This is a genomic window from Streptomyces sp. NPDC041129, assembly GCF_055592265.1.
This window is the reverse complement of record NZ_JBVIYV010000014.1, coordinates 119691-138211: the sequence shown is the minus strand read 5'-3', so window position 1 is coordinate 138211 and position 18521 is coordinate 119691. Positions and strand designations below refer to the sequence as shown.

At 71.9% G+C, this 18521-nt stretch carries 23 protein-coding genes and 1 tRNA gene; 5 read left to right on the top strand and 19 right to left on the bottom strand.

Translation table 11 applies throughout. The features are described 5' to 3' along the window. Positions 1 to 180: 180 nt before the first annotated feature. Positions 181 to 939, top strand: a complete 759-nt coding sequence (locus tag ACZ6B1_RS32910) for a TetR/AcrR family transcriptional regulator (protein ID WP_468784429.1) — start codon at positions 181 to 183, stop codon at positions 937 to 939. Between the two features lie 112 nt (positions 940 to 1051). Here the strand turns inward: ACZ6B1_RS32910 and ACZ6B1_RS32905 are convergent, their stop codons facing one another. Next, entirely contained in the window at positions 1052 to 1522 is a 471-nt protein-coding gene (locus ACZ6B1_RS32905) for a PPOX class F420-dependent oxidoreductase (protein WP_468784428.1), read from the bottom strand. Positions 1523 to 1727: 205 nt separating this feature from the next. Between ACZ6B1_RS32905 and ACZ6B1_RS32900 the strand changes: the two genes are divergently transcribed. Further along, complete coding sequence (locus tag ACZ6B1_RS32900; RefSeq protein WP_468784427.1) at positions 1728 to 2387, top strand: ANTAR domain-containing protein; 660 nt, start codon at positions 1728 to 1730, stop codon at positions 2385 to 2387. 64 nt (positions 2388 to 2451) lie between these two features. Here the strand turns inward: ACZ6B1_RS32900 and ACZ6B1_RS32895 are convergent, their stop codons facing one another. From ACZ6B1_RS32895 to ACZ6B1_RS32885, 3 genes are all read right to left on the bottom strand, one after another. Continuing rightward, the gene (locus ACZ6B1_RS32895) at positions 2452 to 3273 is read right to left on the bottom strand and encodes a YceI family protein (protein WP_468784426.1); all 822 of its coding nucleotides are present in this window, start codon (positions 3271 to 3273) and stop codon (positions 2452 to 2454) included. Positions 3274 to 3376: 103 nt separating this feature from the next. Further along, the gene (locus tag ACZ6B1_RS32890) at positions 3377 to 5827 is read right to left on the bottom strand and encodes an MFS transporter (RefSeq protein ID WP_468784425.1); all 2451 of its coding nucleotides are present in this window, start codon (positions 5825 to 5827) and stop codon (positions 3377 to 3379) included. A gap of 82 nt (positions 5828 to 5909) precedes the next feature. After that, positions 5910 to 6404: a MarR family winged helix-turn-helix transcriptional regulator gene (locus ACZ6B1_RS32885; protein WP_468784424.1), complete on the bottom strand. Its 495-nt coding sequence runs from the start codon at positions 6402 to 6404 to the stop codon at positions 5910 to 5912. Between the two features lie 205 nt (positions 6405 to 6609). Between ACZ6B1_RS32885 and ACZ6B1_RS32880 the strand changes: the two genes are divergently transcribed. Continuing rightward, positions 6610 to 6807, top strand: coding sequence for a hypothetical protein (locus ACZ6B1_RS32880; protein WP_468784423.1), 198 nt, complete (start codon positions 6610 to 6612; stop codon positions 6805 to 6807). Between the two features lie 77 nt (positions 6808 to 6884). On the opposite strand, the gene ACZ6B1_RS32875 is transcribed toward ACZ6B1_RS32880, so the two are convergent. The 8 genes from ACZ6B1_RS32875 to ACZ6B1_RS32840 form a co-directional block, all read right to left on the bottom strand. Further along, positions 6885 to 7820 carry an RNA polymerase sigma factor SigF gene (locus ACZ6B1_RS32875; RefSeq protein WP_468784422.1) on the bottom strand — a complete coding sequence of 312 codons (936 nt, stop codon included), beginning with the start codon at positions 7818 to 7820 and terminating at the stop codon, positions 6885 to 6887. Positions 7821 to 8132: 312 nt separating this feature from the next. Beyond that, complete coding sequence (locus tag ACZ6B1_RS32870) at positions 8133 to 8969, bottom strand: RNA polymerase sigma factor SigF (protein WP_365122348.1); 837 nt, start codon at positions 8967 to 8969, stop codon at positions 8133 to 8135. Between the two features lie 175 nt (positions 8970 to 9144). Beyond that, complete coding sequence (locus ACZ6B1_RS32865; protein WP_392293101.1) at positions 9145 to 9438, bottom strand: Dabb family protein; 294 nt, start codon at positions 9436 to 9438, stop codon at positions 9145 to 9147. 10 nt (positions 9439 to 9448) lie between these two features. Next, positions 9449 to 9628 carry a hypothetical protein gene (locus ACZ6B1_RS32860; protein WP_199211143.1) on the bottom strand — a complete coding sequence of 60 codons (180 nt, stop codon included), beginning with the start codon at positions 9626 to 9628 and terminating at the stop codon, positions 9449 to 9451. 189 nt (positions 9629 to 9817) lie between these two features. Further along, positions 9818 to 9902 (bottom strand) — tRNA-Ser (locus tag ACZ6B1_RS32855). A 45-nt stretch (positions 9903 to 9947) separates the two neighbouring features. Further along, entirely contained in the window at positions 9948 to 10379 is a 432-nt protein-coding gene (gene tadA / locus ACZ6B1_RS32850; RefSeq protein WP_468784421.1) for a tRNA adenosine(34) deaminase TadA, read from the bottom strand. 56 nt (positions 10380 to 10435) lie between these two features. Beyond that, on the bottom strand, positions 10436 to 10972 hold the full coding sequence (locus ACZ6B1_RS32845) for a tRNA adenosine deaminase-associated protein (protein WP_468784420.1): 537 nt from the start codon (positions 10970 to 10972) through the stop codon (positions 10436 to 10438). Between the two features lie 333 nt (positions 10973 to 11305). Beyond that, positions 11306 to 11524, bottom strand: a complete 219-nt coding sequence (locus ACZ6B1_RS32840) for a hypothetical protein (protein WP_468784419.1) — start codon at positions 11522 to 11524, stop codon at positions 11306 to 11308. A gap of 96 nt (positions 11525 to 11620) precedes the next feature. Between ACZ6B1_RS32840 and upp the strand changes: the two genes are divergently transcribed. Next, complete coding sequence (gene upp / locus ACZ6B1_RS32835) at positions 11621 to 12256, top strand: uracil phosphoribosyltransferase (RefSeq protein WP_199211140.1); 636 nt, start codon at positions 11621 to 11623, stop codon at positions 12254 to 12256. A 13-nt stretch (positions 12257 to 12269) separates the two neighbouring features. On the opposite strand, the gene ACZ6B1_RS32830 is transcribed toward upp, so the two are convergent. Both ACZ6B1_RS32830 and ACZ6B1_RS32825 read right to left on the bottom strand, forming a co-directional pair. After that, positions 12270 to 12884: a LytR C-terminal domain-containing protein gene (locus ACZ6B1_RS32830; RefSeq protein WP_468784458.1), complete on the bottom strand. Its 615-nt coding sequence runs from the start codon at positions 12882 to 12884 to the stop codon at positions 12270 to 12272. A 121-nt stretch (positions 12885 to 13005) separates the two neighbouring features. Further along, positions 13006 to 13302, bottom strand: a complete 297-nt coding sequence (locus ACZ6B1_RS32825) for a type II toxin-antitoxin system VapB family antitoxin (RefSeq protein WP_004943146.1) — start codon at positions 13300 to 13302, stop codon at positions 13006 to 13008. A gap of 115 nt (positions 13303 to 13417) precedes the next feature. On the opposite strand from ACZ6B1_RS32825, the gene ACZ6B1_RS32820 reads away from it, so the two are divergent. Next, a complete protein-coding gene (locus ACZ6B1_RS32820) occupies positions 13418 to 14989 on the top strand; it encodes a helicase HerA-like domain-containing protein (RefSeq protein ID WP_468784418.1) in 1572 nt (523 codons plus the stop codon). 17 nt (positions 14990 to 15006) lie between these two features. On the opposite strand, the gene ACZ6B1_RS32815 is transcribed toward ACZ6B1_RS32820, so the two are convergent. From ACZ6B1_RS32815 to ACZ6B1_RS32795, 5 genes are all read right to left on the bottom strand, one after another. Further along, complete coding sequence (locus ACZ6B1_RS32815; protein ID WP_468784417.1) at positions 15007 to 15132, bottom strand: hypothetical protein; 126 nt, start codon at positions 15130 to 15132, stop codon at positions 15007 to 15009. A 45-nt stretch (positions 15133 to 15177) separates the two neighbouring features. Then, positions 15178 to 15498, bottom strand: a complete 321-nt coding sequence (locus ACZ6B1_RS32810; RefSeq protein ID WP_468784416.1) for a hypothetical protein — start codon at positions 15496 to 15498, stop codon at positions 15178 to 15180. 77 nt (positions 15499 to 15575) lie between these two features. Beyond that, complete coding sequence (locus tag ACZ6B1_RS32805; protein ID WP_468784415.1) at positions 15576 to 16244, bottom strand: HdeD family acid-resistance protein; 669 nt, start codon at positions 16242 to 16244, stop codon at positions 15576 to 15578. 61 nt (positions 16245 to 16305) lie between these two features. Beyond that, positions 16306 to 16908 carry an HhH-GPD-type base excision DNA repair protein gene (locus ACZ6B1_RS32800; RefSeq protein ID WP_468784414.1) on the bottom strand — a complete coding sequence of 201 codons (603 nt, stop codon included), beginning with the start codon at positions 16906 to 16908 and terminating at the stop codon, positions 16306 to 16308. 56 nt (positions 16909 to 16964) lie between these two features. Further along, positions 16965 to 18425, bottom strand: coding sequence for a VCBS repeat-containing protein (locus ACZ6B1_RS32795; protein WP_468784413.1), 1461 nt, complete (start codon positions 18423 to 18425; stop codon positions 16965 to 16967). Positions 18426 to 18521: the final 96 nt, after the last annotated feature.

Here is an 18521-nt window from a genome sequence, read left to right as displayed (position 1 = left end):
GTCCGTCACCCCCCGGTCGGGTCGGCTCCCGCACGGACCGCCTAAGAGCTCGCGGCCCTGGGTATGCGTGCCGCTGCGGGCGGTGTGCGGTCGGCCGCGCCCAGGCGGCGGAGCCCCGTACCGACACGGCCGCGCGCCCCGCATCCGGGGCGGTGCCCGGAGTTCGAGAGAGGTGCGTCGGTGGCCAGGACCGGTGACGGGTCGGCGCGGGGCAGTGTCTGGCTGGAGGCGAGGACACGGCGCGGCGGACGAGGCGGCCAGCCCACGGGCCTGGACCGGGAGCGGATCACCGCGGTCAGCGTGCGGCTCCTGGACGCCGAGGGCATGGCGGGGTTCTCCATGCGGCGGCTTGCCGCCGAGCTGAACGTCACCGCGATGTCCCTGTACTGGTACGTCGACACCAAGGACGACCTCCTGGAACTCGCCCTCGACGCCGCCTACGGCGAACTCCGGCTGCCGGACCCGGAGGACGACGCCGCCGACTGGCGGGAGCAGCTGCGGGAGCTGGCCGGCGGGTACCGGGCGCTGCTGGTGCGCCACGCCTGGCTGTCGCCTCTGGCCGGGCGCTACCTCAACATCGGCCCCAACTCGCTGGTGTTCTCCCGCGTGGTCCAGCGGGTCGTCCGCCGCGCCGGGCTGCCCGCGCACGGCGTCACCGGGGCCATCTCGGCCGTCTTCCAGTTCGTGTACGGCTACGGCACGGTCGAGGCCCAGTTCCTCGCCCGGACGGCGGACACCGGGCTGACCGCGGACGAGTACTACCGCCAGGCCATGAGCCTGGTCGCCGAGGACCCCGGGACCGCCGAGATGTTCCGGGAGTCCCGGGAACTGATGGCGGCCCGGGGCGGCGACACGGTCGACGAGATGATGGAGCGGGACTTCGGCTTCGCCCTCGACCTGCTGATCGCCGGCATCGAGGCGATGGTCGCCCGGGGCTGACCGGGGCGACAGACCGGCGCCCGGCAGCCACGCCGGAGCACCGGCCGGCCGTCGCCGACGGACCGCGCCGCGGGCCCCGGCCGCCGCCGACAGGCCGCGCCGCGGGCCCCGGTCAGTCGCCCTCCGCCAGCCGGGCCGGGAACCCGCCGGTCGCCACCGGGCCCCAGCGTTCCGGTGTCACACGGATGATCGACTTGCCCTGCTTGCGCATCGCCTCGCGGTACTCGTCCCAGTCCGGGTGCTCACCGGCGATGTTGCGGTAGTACTCGACCAGGGGCTCGACCGAGTCGGGGGTGTCGATGACCTCGGCCGTGCCGTCGATCTGGACCCAGGGCCCGTTCCACTCGTCGCTGAGGACGATCAGGCTGACCCGGGCGTCCCGCTTGGCGTTGCGGGTCTTGGCGCGCTCGGGATAGGTGGAGGCCACGATCCGGCCCGAGTCGTCCACCCCGCAGGTGAGCGGGGAGCCCTGAGGGCTGCCGTCGGCCCGGCGGGTGAGCAGGACGGCGCGGTGCCTGGGGCGTACGAAGTCCAGCAGTTCGGCCCGCGATACACGGGTGTTCGTCGCGATGTTCGGTGCCATGGACGCAGCCTAGGGCGAGTGGGGCCCGGTCGGCCTGACCCTGTCGGGCGCAGGATCATCCGGGAGTCACTTCACCGCAACGGAGCAGCTAAAGTGCAGATGTCGTGTGCTCGCAGTCAGGAATGTGCTGCGGAGCTCTCCTGAGCATGGCCGTAGGGCCGTGACATCCGAGAGGTTCGTGGTGGCTTCCCCTGACTTTTTCGACGTGACCCGCTCTCCGGCCGGCCTGGAGCTGGCGGAGGCGCTCACGCTGGCGGCTCGGCAACTGCACGAGACCACCACTCCGCAGGCCACATTGCGCACCGCCGTCCGGCTGGCCGTGGAGCTGCTGCCCGGCGCCGAGCACGCCGGCGTCCAGGAGATCGACCGCGGGGAGGGGCGCCGTACGGTCGCCTGGACCGACGACATCGTGCGGGACGCCGAGGCCTCCGAGCTGCCGCACTGGGAACAACTGTGGACCTCGCCGGTGGTACGGCTGCCCGACGACGCCGGGACCGATCGGGGGCCGCTGCCGGACCTGGGGCTGCGCTCGGTGCTGTCGCTGCGGCTGCGCGCCGACCGGCGCCGGCTCACCGTGCTCACCGCCTACTCCGGCAAGCCGCGCGCCTTCGACGAGACCGCCGCCCGCCTCGGCCGCCTGTTCACCGCGCACGTCAGCCTCGCCCTGAACTCGGTGACCGTCCAGGAGCAGCTCACCGAGGCCATGCACACCAGGGACCTGATCGGCCAGGCCACCGGCATCCTCATGGAGCGCCTCGACATCGACGCGGCGGCGGCCTTCGAGAGCCTGGTGCGCGCCTCCCAGCGGGAGAACGTCAAACTGCGGGACCTGGCCCGGCGCATTGTAGGCGCCACCGACAACTGAGCCACCGGGAACGGCCGACGGCCCGCCGCCACGTGGAGTGGCGGCGGGCCGTCGGCCGTTGCCGTCAGGCGCCGGGCAGTGACTCGCCCTGGACCGCCTGGATGTCCAGCTCGACCCTGAGGGTCGTGCCGATGGCGGCGATGCCCGCCTGGAGGACCTGGTTGTAGTTCATCGCGAAGTCCTCGCGGTGCAGTTCGGCGGTCGCCCGGAAGGCCGCTCGGGTGCCGCCCCACGGGTCGGCGCCGGTGCCGAGGTAGGCAAGGTCCAGGTCGACCGGCCGGACCACGCCGTGCATCGACAGCTCGCCGTGCACGGTCCAGCGGTCCGGGCCGGCCACCGTCACGCCCGTGGAGCGGTAGGCGATCTCCGGGTGCCGCTCGACGTCGAGGAAGTCCGCGGACCGCAGGTGCGTGTCCCGCATGCCGTTGCCCGTGTCGACGGACGCCGCCCGGATCACCGCCTCCACGCGGGACTTGGTGATGTCGTCCGGGGCGATCTCGATGGTCCCGCCGAACTCGGTGAACCTGCCGTGCACACTGGAGATCCCCAGGTGCTGGGCGACGGCGGCGACGGAGGAGTGCGCCGGGTCGATGGTCCACGGGCCGGGCGGGGGCAGTTCGGTGCCGCCCTGCCGGGCCAGCGTGACGGTGCCGACCTCGGCCCGCCCGCTCGCGGTGACGATGGCGCTGGAGGCGGCGGGCGCGTAGCCGACGGCGGTCACGATCACCGTGTACGCCCCCGGCGCCAGCTCGGTGCCGTCCCGTACGGCACCCTCGGCGTCCGCATCGGCCCGCAGCACCTGCGTTCCGGTCATGTCGGTCATCGTGACGACCGCGTGCGACACGGCCCATCCGTCCCGGGTACGGATCCTCGCGGTCAGTCCCATCCCGTCTTCTCCCTGAAAAGCCAGATAAATCGGTCGTATGAAACCGGCCCGTGACGGGCGCGTCTCCGCTCAAAGGGCGCGCCGTCACGGGCCGGGGATCGAACTACTCGCCGGGGTGGCCGAGTTCGATGTCGTGGCCGTCGACTCCGGTGCCGTTCACCGACAGGGCCGTCGCCACCGGCGGGTAGCCCGTCGCGATGACGGTGTAGTCGCCGCCGTCCAGGTCGGTGAAGGCGTACGCCCCGTCCGTCCCGGTGGTGGCCGTGCCGACCACGTTGCCCGCCTGGTCGACCAGGGTCACTCGGGCGTCGGCCAGCGGGCCGTGCGGGGCCCGCACGACACCCTGCAGCCGGGCGCCGGCGTCCAGGCCGACCTCGATCCGGGTGACCCCGGCCGTGGCGACCTCGACCGGCAGCGCGCGCGGCCGGAACCCGCTCGCGTTGACCGCGACGGTCACCGCGCCCGGCACCAGGTCGGTGAAGGCGAACTCGCCCTGCTCACCGGTGGCGGCGGTGGCCAGCAGGTCCCCGCGCACATCGGTGACGATCACCATCGCGTCCTCGACCGGCAGTGCGCTCCCGGTCGAGCGGACCACACCGGTCAGTCCGCTGGTGCCGCTGAGCAGGATGTCGTAGGACAGCGGCTCCTCGCCCACCACGATCGTGGAGGCCTGCGGCTGGAAGCCGTCGGCGGAGGCGATCAGGACGTACGAGCCGGTGCCCGGCGCGTCCACCGCGTAGGAACCGTCGGCCTGGGCGACCGAGCGGCCGAGCTGGCGGCCGGACAGCGAGATCAGCGTGACCGCGGCCTGCGGGACCGGGGCGCTCTCGGCGCCGCGGACGAATCCGTGCACCGGAGTGCCGCCGCCCGTGCCGGGCTCCGCGACCGTGGCGACCGCGGTCACCTGCTGGGCGGTGGCCGCCGCAGCGGTGCCCTCGGACCCGGTGCCGGTGGTCGCGACGACCGCGGCGGGGGCCGGCTGCGCCTCGGCGACGACCGGCGCGGCGGCGGGGTCCAGGGCGGCCGCCTCGGCGTCCGCGGCCTGGGCCAGCGCGCCCTTGGTCCTCAGCGGGACCTCCTTGATGAACAGCGTGATCAGGAAGGCGACGGCGGCGAGGGCGGCCGCGATGTAGAAGACGTCGGCGATGCCGTGGCCGTAGGCGCTCTCCAGCAGCGTCCGGATGGGCAGCGGCAGCTTGTCCATGTCCGGGATGGTGTCGGTGGAACCCGAGCCGGCCATGGCGGCCTGGTACTTGGGGCTCAGGGCCCCGATGCCGTCCATGACGTAGTGCGTGATCCGGTGGGACATCACCGCGCCGAGGGCGGAGACGCCGACCGCACCGCCGAGGGAGCGGAAGAAGGTGACCGTGGAGCTGGCCGAACCGAGGTCCGAGGGCGCCACCTGGTTCTGCGTGGCGAGGACCAGGTTCTGCATCATCATGCCGATGCCGAGACCCAGCAGGGCCATGAAGATGGCCATCTTCCAGTAGTCGGTGTCGTACCGGATGCCGCCCAGCAGGGCCAGGCCGGCCGTCACCAGGAGGCCACCGCTGACCAGCCAGCCCTTCCAGCGGCCGGTGCGGGTGATGAACTGACCCGAGACGGTCGAGGAGATGAACAGTCCGCCGATCATCGGGATGGTTAGCACGCCCGACATCGTCGGGGACTTGTCGCGGGCCAGCTGGAAGTACTGGCTGAAGAACACCGTGCCGGTGAACATCGCGACACCGACGAACAGCGAGGCGAGCGACGCCAGGGTGATGGTGCGGTTGCGGAACAGGCGCAGCGGGATGATCGGCTCGCTCGCCTTCGCCTCGACGAGGACGAAGAGCGCGCCGAGCACGACCGAACCGCCGACCATCGCGTAGGTCTGCCAGGACACCCAGTCGTACTTGTCACCGGCGAAGGTGACCCAGATGAGCAGCAGGGAGACGGCGGCGGAGATGAAGAACGCGCCGCCCCAGTCGACCTTGACCTCGCGCTTGACCACGGGGAGGTGCAGGGTCTTCTGCAGCACGATCAGCGCGATGACGGCGAACGGGACACCGACGTAGAAGCACCAGCGCCAGCCCAGCCACGACGTGTCGGTGATGACACCGCCGAGCAGCGGGCCGCCGACGGTGGCGACGGCGAAGGTGGCACCGAGGTAACCGGAGTAACGGCCCCGCTCACGCGGGGAGATCATCGCCGCCATGACGATCTGGGCCAGGGCCGACAGACCGCCGACGCCGATGCCCTGCACCACACGGCAGACGATCAGCATGCCGGGGTTCTGCGACAGGCCGGCCGCCATCGATGCGACGACGTAGATGATCAGGGCTATCTGGACGAGCGCCTTCTTGCTGTACAGGTCGGCGAGCTTGCCCCACAGGGGAGTGGCCGCGGTCATCGACAGCAGGGCGGCCGTGACCACCCAGGTGTAGGCGGACTGACCGCCGCCGAGGTCGCCGATGATCTCCGGCAGGGCGTTGGAGACGATCGTGGACGACAGGATCGCCACGAACATGCCGAGCATGAGCCCGGACAGGGCCTCCATGATCTGCCGGTGGGTCATCGGGGCGTGACCTGGGCCTCCCCCGTGCTTGGCGTGAGCCCGCACACCGGCTGGTGTGGTCGTTGCCATGGGCTTCCTTTGCTTACGTGCTTGCGGGTGTACGGGTGGTCTCTTCGACTACGGGCGCGGGGATCCGGGCCGGGGTCGAGCGGCAGTCGCCGAAGGACGCGCGCAGGCGGGCCATCAGCTCGATGAGCCGGCCGACCTCCTCGTCGGTCCAGTCGGCGAGCCGCTCTGCCAGCAGGTGCGTGGTCCGCCGGGACAGCTCGTCGAGCTGCTCCAGGCCGTCGGGCGTCAGGCGCAGGATGCGCGAACGCTTGTCCGCGGGGTCCGGGTGCCGCTCGATCCAGCCACGCGCGGCGACGTGCGCGACATGCCGGCTGGTGACCGACATGTCCACGGAGAGCAGCTCCGCGAGCTTGCTCATGCGCATGTCGCCGTGGCGGCCGAGCAGGGTCAGCACGGCGGCCGAGCCGGCCGGGCACTCGGACGGCAGGATCCGCCCCAGGTCCCGTTTCACGGCTCCGAAGGCGCTGAACTGACGCACCAGCTCCTCGTACTGCGCCTGCTCGGCCATCACACCTCCCGTATTCGTTGCTTAGGGCAACCATAAGGGAGGTTGGTTGCTGCAGGCAAACAACCGGGGTCCAGTCGACGCAAAAACTTGGCAAAGGCAAGTATTGCGATCGTAAATGGGCTGGTCGGAGTGGCCGCCCGCACCACGTCTGTCCCGGTGGACCCCCACTTGGGTCGCCCCACCGGATTCGCTAGTGTCTCGGGCCATGGCTAACACCCAGGGCCCCCAGGGCAATTACGACCCCGCAGGCAGCACCCAGATGTTCCGCGCGTTCGTCGACGAGGGCCCCCAGGGGCGCCAGCAGCAGCAGCCGGCCTCCTCCGGACCCCGGGCCGGCCTGATCATCGGCATCGTGGCGGCCGTGGTCGTCGTCGCCGCCGTCGCCTGGCTCGCGCTCAAGTAGGACACCCCGCCGTCCGGACACACGAAGGCCGCCGACGCTGCCGCAACGGCGCCTCGGCGGCCCTGTCCGTGAGCCCGTCAGTCCGAGATGAGGCCCTCCCGCAGCTGGGCCAGCGTCCGGGTGAGCAACCGGGAGACGTGCATCTGGGAGATGCCGACCTCCTCGCCGATCTGCGACTGGGTCATGTTGGCGAAGAAGCGCAGCATGATGATCCGGCGCTCCCGGGGCGGGAGCTTGGCCAGCAGCGGCTTCAGGGACTCCCGGTACTCCACGCCCTCCAGCGCGCTGTCCTCGTAACCGAGGCGGTCGGCGAGGGAGCCCTCGCCGCCGTCGTCCTCGGGGGCCGGGGAGTCGAGCGAGGAGGCGGTGTAGGCGTTGCCGACCGCGAGGCCGTCGACCACGTCCTCCTCGGAGACGCCGAGCACGGCGGCCAGTTCCGTGACCGTCGGGGAGCGGTCCAGCTTCTGGGACAGCTCGTCGCTGGCCTTGGTGAGGGCCAGGCGCAGTTCCTGGAGCCGGCGCGGGACGCGCACCGACCACGAGGTGTCGCGGAAGAAGCGCTTGATCTCACCCACGACCGTCGGCATCGCGAACGTCGGGAACTCCACGCCCCGTTCGCAGTCGAAGCGGTCGATCGCCTTGATCAGGCCGATGGTGCCGACCTGGACGATGTCCTCCATCGGCTCGTTGCGGGAGCGGAAGCGGGCCGCCGCGTAGCGCACGAGGGGGAGGTTGAGTTCGATCAGGGTGTCCCGGACGTAGGCGCGCTCGGGGCTGCTCTCGTCGAGTGCGGCGAGCCGCAGGAACAGGGACCGGGACAGGGTCCGGGTGTCGATGTCCGCCGCGACCGGCGGGGCCGGGGCAGGGGCGGCGGCCGGGTCGGCCTGGGCCGGCACGGCTTCGAGGGCCGTGACGCCCTCGATGCCGTCGAGGACGTCGAGAGCGTGGAGCTCCTTGGGCGCTGCCTCGCTCGTGGGCGTGAGGACCTTCGAGCTGCCCTGGTCTGCGGACATGCCACCCCCTTTGGGTCGCGGGACGGTCGCGGCGGCGCTGCCTTTCGAGCAACGCAGCCCTCACCTGAATACCGGAGCCGGAGCTCCGGCAAACGCGCTTCCCGCAGAATGTCACATGTCGGCAACACGCTGTAGTGACATGTCGACATGCCAGCCCTGAATCGGCCCTGGAAAGAAGGGGTCTGACGGTCTTTCGACGCACAACTGTCGGGAACCGCCCCGGTGGGCGATTCGCTCTCACCGGTGAGTGATCGATCCCGCTTTCGATCCGCCGTGGGCTGGCGTTTTCCGGAGTGTGCTCCCGTGCGCCGGTTATGCCTCGATGCGATTCGCGGATCGCAGCCGCTGGAAGCTACGCGCGAGTAGCCGGGATACGTGCATCTGGGACACCCCGAGTTCCGCGCTGATCTGCGACTGGGTCAGATTGCTGTAGTAGCGCAGCAGCAGGATTCTCTGTTCCCGTTCCGGGAGCTGGACCAGGAGATGGCGGACCAGGTCGCGGTGTTCCACGCCGTCCAGGGCCGGGTCCTCGTAGCCGATGCGGTCCAGCAGGCCGGGCATTCCGTCGCCCTCCTGCGCGGCCTCCAGGGAGGTGGCGTGGTACGAGCGTCCCGCCTCGATGCAGGAGAGCACCTCCTCCTCGCTGATCCTGAGCCGCTCGGCGATCTCGGCGGTCGTGGGCGAGCGTCCGAAGGCCGTGGTGAGGTCCTCGGTCGCGCTGTTGACCTGCACCCACAGCTCGTGCAGCCGGCGCGGTACGTGGACCGTGCGGACGTTGTCCCGGAAGTACCGCTTGATCTCGCCGACCACGGTCGGCATCGCGAAGGTCGGGAACTGCACCCCCCGCTCGGGGTCGAAGCGGTCGATGGCGTTGATCAGACCGATGGTGCCGACCTGGACCACGTCCTCCATCGGCTCGTTGCGGGAGCGGAAACGGGCCGCCGCGTAGCGCACCAGCGGGAGATTGGCCTCGATCAGCGCTCCGCGCACCCGGTCGTGCTCCGGCGTGCCCGGAGTCAAATCCTTCAGCTCGGCGAAGAGCACCTGGGTCAGGGCGCGGGTGTCGGCGCCGCGGCGCTTCTCGGGGGCCGGAGGGGAGGGGCTGGGCACCTCGTCCTGGGGCGGCGCAGTACTGGCCGACACGGTCAACGCCACCTCTTCATCGGTCAGTCATCCGTCAAAAGCGGTCATAGCATCACAAGACATGTGCACTGTGTGCAAGCACCGCATAACGCCGTGTTGTGGCCGAATGGCGCCCAGTTCGGGGCCCGGGACACGGAAAAGCCCCCCATCTTTCCCGTGGGGGGCTCTCCGTGTGTGCGGGTCAGAACTCGTAGTCGGCGATCACCCACGTGGCGAACTCGCGCCACAGCGCGACGCCGGCCTGATGGGCCGGGTGCTCGAGGTAGCGCCGCAGCGCGTCCTGGTCCTCGACCGCCGAGTTGATCGCGAAGTCGTAGGCGATGGGCCGGTCGCTGATGTTCCAGGCGCACTCCCAGAACCGCAGCTCCTCGATCCGGCCGCCCAGCGCCCGGAAGGCCTCCACGCCCGCCACGACCCGCGGATCGTCGCGCTCGACGCCCTCGTTGAGCCTGAAGAGGACCAGGTGACGGATCATGGGGTGTACCTCAGCTCTGTGCTCCGTTGGCGACCCAGGTCATGAAGTCGCCGATGGCCTTGGCCGCGTCCGATATGCCCTCGAAGCCTATCTGGACGTAGTCGGCCGCCTTGGCCGGGTCGGTGATGATCACGTACAGCGCGAAGACCGCGAGCACGTAGACGGCGATCTTCTTGGCGTTCACCGCCACCGCGGCCTCCCCTGTACCTGCTGCGACTCTTCGGTGCCCTGTTGTCGGCGGTGAGTTTATCCGCCCGCTCGTGTGTTCCGGCCGGGGAATTGTGTGCGAGTCGTGGCGGACCGGGAACGCGGTCCGGTGCGCGGGGAGTTGGGAAAACGCGAGAGGCCCGGTCCATTGGACCGGGCCTCTCGTTCGGAGCGGTAGCGGAGGGATTTGAACCCTCGGTGACTTGCGCCACACTCGCTTTCGAGGCGAGCTCCTTCGGCCGCTCGGACACGCTACCGAGGGAGACCCTACAGCAAGGTGGGGCAAGGTTTGAAATCGGAATTCAGCGGTCCCGGAAGAACTCCGTGAGCACCCGGGCACAGTCCTCGGCCAGGACGCCCTCGACTACCTCGGGGCGGTGGTTGAGCCGCCGGTCGCGCACGACGTCCCACAGTGAGCCGGCCGCTCCCGCCTTCTCGTCCCGGGCGCCGTAGACCACCCGGTCCACCCGGGACTGGACCAGCGCGCCCGCGCACATCGTGCAGGGCTCCAGCGTGACGACCAGCGTGCAGCCGGCCAGCCGCCACTGTCCGAGCATCGCGGCGGCCCGCCGGAGCGCGAGGACCTCCGCGTGCGCCGTCGGGTCGCCGGTGGCCTCACGCTCGTTGTGCCCGGCGGCCAGCACCGTCGTGCCGTCCGGGGACAGCAGGACGGCGCCGACGGGGACGTCGCCGCCCTCCACCGCCAGCCGGGCCTCGTCCAGGGCGAGCCGCATCGCGGAGCGCCACGGGTCGCGAACCGGGTCGGGCGCGCCGGTCTCGTCCTCGGTGCTCAGCGGACGGTCTCCAGCACCTCCGAGGCGCCCAGGGCCTCGGCGATCGTGCCCAGCGCGTCGTCGGCCTCCAGGGTGCGCAGCTCCTTCTCGCCGATACCCAGGTCGTCGAGGATCTCGCTGTCACCCACCGGGCTGTGCGGCACCGCGTCGGCGGCGACGCCTTCCGTGTCGTCCTCGTCGCCGTCGGACTCGCCGTCCTCCGTGCCGTCGAGGTCCAGGGAATCCAGGTCCGGGCCGTCGTCGGCGCCCGGCTCCCGGCCCAGCAGCTCATCGGTGAGCAGTAGCTCGCCGTAGGCGCTGCGGGCGGCGGCGGCCGCGTCCGAGACGTAGATGCGGGGGTCGTCCTCGCCGTCCACGCGGACGACGCCGAACCAGGCGTCCTCCTGCTCGATCAGGACGAGCACGGTGTCCTCTTCGGGAGAGGCTTCCCGGGCCAGGTCGGCGAGATCCGACAGGGTCTCCACATCGTCGAGCTCTGTGTCGCTCGCTTCCCACCCGTCTTCGGTGCGCGCGAGCAGTGCGGCGAAGTACACCGTGACTCTCCCACTGGTCGTAGGCGTGCCGGTTGGGGGTCCCCCCGGCGGAGGTCTCTGGGCGGATGGAGCTGGGCTCCGGGCCCCGCCCACTCGGAATCGTGGCAGAAACAAGACGCTCAGGGGACGTCTTCGGCTCCCTGTGTCCGCCAGTTTTGATCGTGGATCCGTGACCGGCCCACGTGTGCGTCCGTTGCCGCCACCTGCGGATCGTACGCGGCCCCACCGGCGCTCACGCACGTCCACCCGGGCAACACCGGTGCGTTCGCCGGTCTTTCCCACCGGCTGTCTTCCCACGGGTCTCTTCCCACCCGACCGTACGACGGAATCCCCCTACCAGCGGAAGGTTCGCATCCGCATGGCGTGGCGCAACCGGGCCGCCTTGGCGCGCCGGGGCTGTACACGGTCGCGCAGTGCCCGGGCCTCGGCGAGGTCGCGCAGGAACTGGGCGCGCCGGCGCCGGCGCTCGGCGTCCGTCTCGGTGCGCCGGGGGCCTGTCGCGCTCCTGGCGTCCACGGGGGCGTCGGTCTCATGATCAGGCAGGTCAGGCACAGTCACACCACCCCGGGTCCGTCCCTCCCACTTTCCCTCGTACGGCCGGTTTGATGCCAGCGCGGAGCGCGGCCGAGCGCGGTTACTGTTATGGGCATGCGTCTCCACGTCGTCGACCACCCCCTGGTCGCTCACAAGCTCACCACGCTGCGCGACCAGCGCACCGACTCCGCGACCTTCCGCCGGCTCGCCGACGAACTGGTCACCCTGCTCGCCTACGAGGCCACGCGGGACGTGCGCACCGAGGCCGTCGACGTCCAGACGCCGGTCGCCCGGACCACCGGCGTCAAGCTCGCCCGGCCGCGCCCGTTGGTGGTGCCGATCCTGCGGGCGGGTCTCGGCATGCTGGACGGCATGGTCCGGCTGCTGCCGACCGCCGAGGTGGGCTTCTTGGGCATGATCCGCAACGAGGAGACGCTGCAGGCCTCCACGTACGCCTCGCGCATGCCGGAGGACCTCTCGGGCCGCCAGGTGTACGTCCTGGACCCGATGCTGGCGACCGGCGGCACGCTGGTGGCGGCCATCCAGGAGCTGATCAAGCGCGGCGCCGACGACGTCACCGCCGTGGTGCTGCTCGCCGCGCCGGAGGGCGTCGAGGTCATGGAGCGGGAGCTCGCGGGCACCCCGGTCACGGTCGTCACGGCGGCCGTGGACGACCACCTCAACGAGCACGGCTACATCATCCCCGGCCTCGGGGACGCGGGCGACCGGCTGTACGGCGCGGCCGAGTAGGGCCCTGTACGGCTCAGCAGCCCTTCTTCGAGGCGGCGGTCGGCGGCTTCGGTTCACTCAGCCGGGCCAGGGCCTGGTCGGCGGCCGCCCGCGCGGTCAGGCTGCCGAACTTGTCACCGATGATCAGGTCGAGGCCGGCCCCCTTGCGGCCGGCCTCGGTACGGCGCTCGGCGCCGGTCAGCTGGGTGGCGAGCACCGGCAGCGAGGTGTCCAGCGCGGAGGCGGGGCCGAGGAGCACCCCGGCGCCCTTGACCTTCTTGTCGTACTCCTTGGGCGCGTTGCCCACGTCACCGATCTTGAAGCCGCGCTTCTTCAGCTCGTCCGCGGTGGCCTTGGCGAGGCCGCTGCGGGTCGTGGCGTTGTAGACGTTCACGGTGATCGCGCGGGGCTCGGGCAGGGCCCTGGCGGGCGCGGCGGAGGCCTTCGCGACGGGGCACCCGGCCTTGGTGGCGGACGCCGCCGACCTGTCGCCGCCCCCGGTGAAGACGTCGATGAGCTGCAGGGTGCCCCAGCCGATCAGGCCGAGCGCGGCGGCGGACGCCGTCACGGCGGCCACCAGCCTGCCGCGCCGCCGGGGAGGGCGCATCCGAGGGTATTTGTCCCCCGTGATCCGGTACTGGCCGCCCATGCCCGGGGGAGTCAGCATGCTCATGAACGCAGCGTAGTGCGCCTGAGCGGCGATGCCTATTAGATGATCAGCAGACGCCGCTCAGCGGAACCCGAAAGGGGCAACCGCCGTGGCGTGCGGGTCAGTCGAGTTCGAGCACGCGCGCGTGCAGCACCTGGCGCTGCTGGAGGGCGGCGCGCACCGCTCGGTGGAGGCCGTCCTCCAGGTAGAGGTCGCCCTGCCACTTCACGACGTGCGCGAAGAGGTCGCCGTAGAACGTCGAGTCCTCGGCGAGCAGGGTCTCCAGATCGAGCTGCTGCTTGGTGGTCACGAGCTGATCGAGGCGGACCGGGCGCGGCGCGACGTCCGCCCACTGCCGGGTGCTTTCCCGGCCGTGGTCGGGGTACGGCCGGCCGTTTCCGATGCGCTTGAAGATCACACGGAAAGCCTACCGGTCCAGACGTTCCGGGCGCAGCCATGGCGCCGCAGTGCGAGGCTGGAAATGCCGGAGCGAAGAGGCTCATAACGGGTGCTATCGGAGACAGGGGTCGCGGATGAGTGACAGCGAGGCGCCCCCGGCCGAGGCCGAGCGGATCCGCGCCGGATACGCCTTCGACGGCCCCGCCCTGGATCTCGGCGCCCTGCTCTGGGACGGACGGTGCCTCCCTCAGGCGCCGGTGCGCATCCCGCTGCCCATGCTCAACCGGCACGGACTGGTCGCGGGCGCCACGGGCACCGGTAAGACCAAGACGCTCCAGCTGATCGCCGAGCAACTCTCCGCGCAGGGCGTGCCGGTGTTCCTCGCGGACGTCAAGGGCGACCTCTCCGGCATCTCCCGGCCGGGCGTGTCGAACGACCGGGTCCGGGGGCGCGCGGCCGAGGTGGGCCAGAGCTGGACGCCGGCCGGTTTCCCCGCGGAGTTCCTCGCGCTCGGCGGGCTCGGCCACGGCATCCCGGTGCGGGCCACCATCACGAGTTTCGGGCCGGTGCTGCTGTCCAAGGTGCTCCGGCTCAACCAGACGCAGGAGCAGTCCCTCGGCCTGATCTTCCACTACGCCGACACCAAGGGCCTCGAACTGGTCGACCTCAAGGACCTCCGGGCCGTGGTCGCCTTCCTGACCTCGGACGAGGGCAGGGCCGAGCTGAGGAACATCGGCGGGCTGTCCACCGCCACGGCCGGGGTGATCCTGCGCTCGCTGACCGCCTTCGAGGCCCAGGGCATGGCGGACTTCTTCGGCGAGCCGGAGTTCGACACGGCCGAGCTGCTGCGGACGACGCCGGACGGGCGGGGCGTCGTCTCCGTTCTCGAACTCCCCGCCGTCCAGGACAGACCGCAGCTCTTCTCCACCTTCCTGATGTGGCTGCTGGCCGACCTCTTCCACGACCTGCCCGAGGTGGGCGACGCCGACAAGCCCAAGCTGGTCTTCTTCTTCGACGAGGCGCATCTGCTGTTCGGCGACGCCTCCAGGGCGTTCCTCGAGTCGATCACGCAGACCGTGCGCCTGATTCGCTCGAAAGGGGTCGGCGTCTTCTTCGTCACCCAGACCCCGAAGGACGTGCCGTCCGACGTCCTCGGCCAGCTCGGCAACCGCGTCCAGCACGCGCTGCGGGCCTTCACGCCCGACGACCAGAAGGCCCTGAAGGCGACCGTGAAGACCTTCCCGGACTCCGCCTACGACCTCGAGGAACTCCTCACCGGGCTCGGCACCGGCGAGGCCGTGGTGACCGTGCTCAGCGAGACCGGTGCCCCCACCCCGGTCGCGGCGACCCGGCTGCGCGCCCCGGAGTCCCTGATGGGCCCGGTGGACGGGCCGGGGCTGGACCGGGCGGTGCGGGAGTCCGCGCTCCACGGGCGTTATGCACAGGCTGTGGACCGCGAGTCGGCGTACGAGCGACTGATCGAGCGGCCGGCGGCCGAGGCAGCGGCGCCGGGCCGCGCCCGGGAGAGCGCGCGGGCCCCGGAGGCCGCCCGCAGCCCGGAGGCGAAGGCGCCGAAGGAGGAACCGTCGCTGGTCGAACAGGTGGTGGGCAGCGGGATGTTCAAGTCACTGGCCCGCTCGGTCGGCACCCAGATCGGCCGCGAGATCACCCGCTCCCTGTTCGGTACCGCACGGCGGAGGCGGTGACCGCCTCCGCCTGCTGATCAGCGGCCGTCCTCCTTCGCCGGTCCCTGTGGTCGCGGGTTCGTCTCCTCCGGCCGGGCCGGCGCGCTGCGCCTGGCCTCCGCGCGCAGCAGGGCGCGCAGGACCGCGTACAAGTCTGTGGGCATGGTCGTTCCTCGCCTAGAGCTGACTGGGCTGGGGGAAGGGCCCGGTCAGCAGCGCAGGACCACCGTCCGCAGCAGGGGTACGGCGCCCGGCGGCCGTGGCACGGCGGGGCACGGGGGCGCCGCCGCGGGGGCGGGCGCCGGTCCGGGCAGGGGCGAGGGGCGTTCGGGGGTCCCGGCCGGCTGGGAGACGCGGGCGGGCGGCCGCGGGAGGGTGTCCAGGTGGTCGTGCTCGGAAGTGACGGCCGACGCGGCCGGGGCGGGCGCCGGCTGGGCCTGCACGTGGGCGCCGGGCACCCACACCGCCAGGAGCAGCACGAGCACCCGCAGCCAGGTGCGGCTGCGGGGGATGCGCGCGGACCTGCTCACACCGGGTCTGTGCCCGCCCGGCGACCCCGCCGCATCGCGCGCCGCCCGGGATACGCCCGTTCGGAGTACCGCCGGCCTCACACCGTGCGCGGGACCTGCCGGGCCATGCCCCGGACGCGGATCGCGGTGACGATCTCCACGATGCCGACGATCACCAGCCACCATCCGGCGACCAGGGTCAGCACGGCGACCGAGGTGAAGGGCGAGTCGATCAGCACGATGCCGGCGACGAAGGTGACGATCCCGAGGAAGATCTGCCATCCCCGTGCGGGCATACGGGAGTCGGAGGCGGCGGCCAGGGTCTGGGTGATGCCCCGGATCACCCAGGCGATGCCGATCCACAGGGCGAGCAGCAGGGAGGACTGCATCGGCCCGCGGAAGCAGAACAGGCCCAGCAGGATCGACAGGGCGCCGCTGATGAAGGCGAGCACGCGCAGCGAGGTCCGCTGGTGGGTGCCGAAGGCGGCGGCGAGCTGGAAGACGCCGCTGACGACGAGGTAGAGCCCGAACAGCACCCCGGCGACGAGCAGGGAGGGGCCCGGCCAGATCAGCACCAGGATGCCGAGGATCAGCGAGGCGATCCCGGTGCCCAGGACGACCTGCCAGGCGGCCCGGGAGAGGGCGTGCAGGGGCCCTTCGAGGGGAGGTTCGGGCTCGTGGTGTCCCTGCGGGGCGTGGCCCCCGTGGACGCTGCGGTCGTCGTACTCACGGTCCCAGGAGGGGCCGCCGCTGGGTGCCTCGGTCATGGTTCATGCTCGGATCGTCCCCGGCGGTCCCGCCACCCGGGCGGGACCATCCGGCTGAGGTCTACCTCCCCGCGGTCTTCGCCGCCTTGGCGGCTTTCGCCGCCGCCTTCGCCTCCTGCTTGTGCGCCCGTACCTTGGCCAGCGACTCGGGCCCCGTGATGTCGGCGACGGACCGGAAGGACCCCTCCTCCCCGTACGCCCCCGCGGCCTCCCGCCAGCCGGTGGGCCGCACACCCAGCTGCTTGCCGAGCAGCGCCAGGAAGATCTGCGCCTTCTGCCTGCCGAACCCGGGCAGGTCCTCCAGCCGCTTCAGCAGCGCGGGCCCGTCACCGGCGTCCCGCCAGACGGCCTCGGCGTCACCGCCGTAGTGCTCGACCAGGTACTGGCACAGCTGCTGGATCCGCTTGGCCATCGAGCCGGGGTAGCGGTGCACGGCGGGCTTCTCGGAGAGCAGCGCGGCGAACGCCTCCGGGTCCATGGCCGCGATCTCGTGGGCGTCCAGGTCCCGGGCGTCCATCCGGCCCGCGATGGTCGCCGGGCCCTTGAACGCCCACTCCATCGGGACCTGCTGGTCCAGCAGCATCCCGGTCAGCGCGGCGAGCGGGCTGCGGCCGAGCAGCGCGTCGGCCTCGGGGTCCTGGGCGAGGTGCACAGTCGCGTCCATGGGTCGATGGTGCCCCTGCGGCGCGCCCGGCGCAGCCGGGCGGCGCCGCGCGCGGGTCACATCTCCACGTGCGCGCTGGTGGTCGCCGCGCCGAAGTAGCCCTTCACCTCGTACGTGCTGATGCCGGCGCTCCTGCCGCAGATGTCGAGCGAGCCGCTCGGCACGGGCCCGGAGGCCGAGCCGCGGGCGACCCAGACGCAGCCGTCGCTGTTCTCGGTGGGCGCGCCGACGACCGTCTCGGCCCTGCCGTCCTTGTCGAGGTCGGCCAGGTGGACGGCGGCGCCGTAGGTGTCGCCGGTCTCGACGGCGCCGGGCACACCGGCCGTGTCCTGGGTGTAGCCGACGGCCTTGGCCGTGGTCAGCCCGGAGGCGGAGCCGCGGAGCAGGACGGCGGTCCCGGCCCGGAACCGCGTGCCGACCGCCTCGCCGGGGGAGCCGACGAGGACGTCCGCGTAGCGGTCGCCGTTCACGTCGCCGACGGCGAGGGACTGCCCGAACTCGTCGCCGTCCTCCGCCGTGCCGGGGACGCCCGCGGTGTTCTGGTGGAACACCTGGGGGTGCTGGCCGGCGGTGATGCCCTGCGGGCCGCCGTAGAGGACCTGGATCTCGCCGCCCCGGTGGGCCGCCCCGGCCTCGTTCGCGAGGGACTCGTCCTCCGCGATGCCGGTGACCAGGTCGCCGTAGCCGTCCGCGTTGAGGTCGCCGATCCGGCCGGCGTGGCCGTCGGCGTAGGGGAGCTTGGCGGGAGCGCCGCTGCCGCTGTCCGCCCAGACCGGGCCGCGCAGGTCGCCGTCCGTGGGACCGGCCAGCCAGAACCGCTCGGCGCGTCCGTCACCGTTCACATCGCCCATGACGACGCCCCGGGCGTCCCCCATCGTCGCCTGCCGGGAGACGGCAGCCGCCGCGCCGGTGCGGGTGAACGGGCCGGTGTACGAGGCGGCGTCGCAGCCGGAGCCGACACCCAGCTCGGGTGCGCCGTCCCCGTTCATGTCACCGGTGGCCAGGGACATCCCGAAGCGGCAGTAGGTCCTGTCGTCCCCGTATCCGGCCGGCGGGGCGACGCTGGTGGCGCCCTTCAGCCCGTTCGGCCCGCCCCACACGACGGTCACGGAACCCCGTGCGGCCTTGGCGCCCACCCCCTCGTGCGGGGTGCCGACGATCAGGTCGGCGTAACCGTCCCGGTCCAGGTCGCCGGCGGCGACCGTCTCACCGAAGAGGTCGTGGTCCTCCGGGTCGCCCGGAACGCCGGCCGTCGCCTGGGTGATCACCGTGCGGCGGGAGGCGCTCACCGTGCCGGACGAGCCGTACAGCACGACCACGGCCCCGGCCGCCTCCACGCTCCCGTTGGCGGCGTCGGGCGCTCCGACGACCAGGTCGCGGTACCCGTCGCCGTTGAAGTCGTCCTGGACGGCGGCGGTGTTGGCCCCCTTGTAGGGCGCGGCGGCGGAGGCCACGGGGGTGAGCGGGACGGCGGTGACCGCGGCCAGCACGGCGGCCGCGGTGACGGCTCTGCGCAACGAGACTCCTCGACTTGGTGAACGTTGCCCCACTGGACCCGTGAACCCCGCGGAAGGTTGCTCTCCCCGGGCCGCCGGGCGTCGCGTACGATTCCG